This window comes from Halomonas sp. S3-1-1, from assembly GCF_023757625.1.
Taxonomy (GTDB): domain Bacteria; phylum Pseudomonadota; class Gammaproteobacteria; order Pseudomonadales; family Halomonadaceae; genus Vreelandella.
On sequence record NZ_JALGBZ010000013.1, the window covers coordinates 1 to 1587 of the forward strand.

The following is a 1587-nucleotide window of genomic DNA, read 5'->3' on the forward strand; positions in this document are numbered from 1 at the left end:
GTCTTCGTATGTGGGGCAGGCAAGAATCACACTGATTTTAAACTGAAGAGTTTGATCATGGCTCAGATTGAACGCTGGCGGCAGGCTTAACACATGCAAGTCGAGCGGTAACAGGTCCAGCTTGCTGGACGCTGACGAGCGGCGGACGGGTGAGTAATGCATGGGAATCCACCCGGTAGTGGGGGATAACCTGGGGAAACCCAGGCTAATACCGCATACGTCCTACGGGAGAAAGGGGGCTTCGGCTCCCGCTATCGGACGAGCCCATGTCGGATTAGTTAGTTGGTGAGGTAACGGCTCACCAAGACCGCGATCCGTAGCTGGTCTGAGAGGATGATCAGCCACATCGGGACTGAGACACGGCCCGAACTCCTACGGGAGGCAGCAGTGGGGAATATTGGACAATGGGGGCAACCCTGATCCAGCCATGCCGCGTGTGTGAAGAAGGCCCTCGGGTTGTAAAGCACTTTCAGCGAGGAAGAACGCCTGACGGTTAATACCCGTCAGGAAAGACATCACTCGCAGAAGAAGCACCGGCTAACTCCGTGCCAGCAGCCGCGGTAATACGGAGGGTGCAAGCGTTAATCGGAATTACTGGGCGTAAAGCGCGCGTAGGTGGCTTGACAAGCCGGTTGTGAAAGCCCCGGGCTCAACCTGGGAACGGCATCCGGAACTGTCAGGCTAGAGTGCAGGAGAGGAAGGTGGAATTCCCGGTGTAGCGGTGAAATGCGTAGAGATCGGGAGGAATACCAGTGGCGAAGGCGGCCTTCTGGACTGACACTGACACTGAGGTGCGAAAGCGTGGGTAGCAAACAGGATTAGATACCCTGGTAGTCCACGCCGTAAACGATGTCGACCAGCCGTTGGGTGCCTTGTGCACCTTGTGGCGAAGTTAACGCGATAAGTCGACCGCCTGGGGAGTACGGCCGCAAGGTTAAAACTCAAATGAATTGACGGGGGCCCGCACAAGCGGTGGAGCATGTGGTTTAATTCGATGCAACGCGAAGAACCTTACCTGCTCTTGACATCCTGCGAACCCGGAAGAGATTCCGGGGTGCCTTCGGGAACGCAGAGACAGGTGCTGCATGGCTGTCGTCAGCTCGTGTTGTGAAATGTTGGGTTAAGTCCCGTAACGAGCGCAACCCTTGTCCCTATTTGCCAGCGCGTAATGGCGGGAACTCTAGGGAGACTGCCGGTGACAAACCGGAGGAAGGTGGGGACGACGTCAAGTCATCATGGCCCTTACGAGCAGGGCTACACACGTGCTACAATGGCCGGTACAAAGGGCTGCGAACTCGCGAGAGTAAGCGAATCCCGAAAAGCCGGTCTCAGTCCGGATCGGAGTCTGCAACTCGACTCCGTGAAGTCGGAATCGCTAGTAATCGTGGATCAGAATGCCACGGTGAATACGTTCCCGGGCCTTGTACACACCGCCCGTCACACCATGGGAGTGGACTGCACCAGAAGTGGTTAGCTTAACCTTCGGGAAAGCGATCACCACGGTGTGGTTCATGACTGGGGTGAAGTCGTAACAAGGTAGCCGTAGGGGAACCTGCGGCTGGATCACCTCCTTAAACGATGCGTCAT

1 rRNA gene is annotated in these 1587 nt (G+C 56.5%); it reads left to right on the plus strand.

Annotated elements, in window-relative coordinates:
- The first annotated feature begins 39 nt into the window (after positions 1-39).
- Positions 40-1574 (plus strand): 16S ribosomal RNA (locus MQW23_RS19355).
- The last annotated feature ends 13 nt before the right edge of the window (positions 1575-1587 follow it).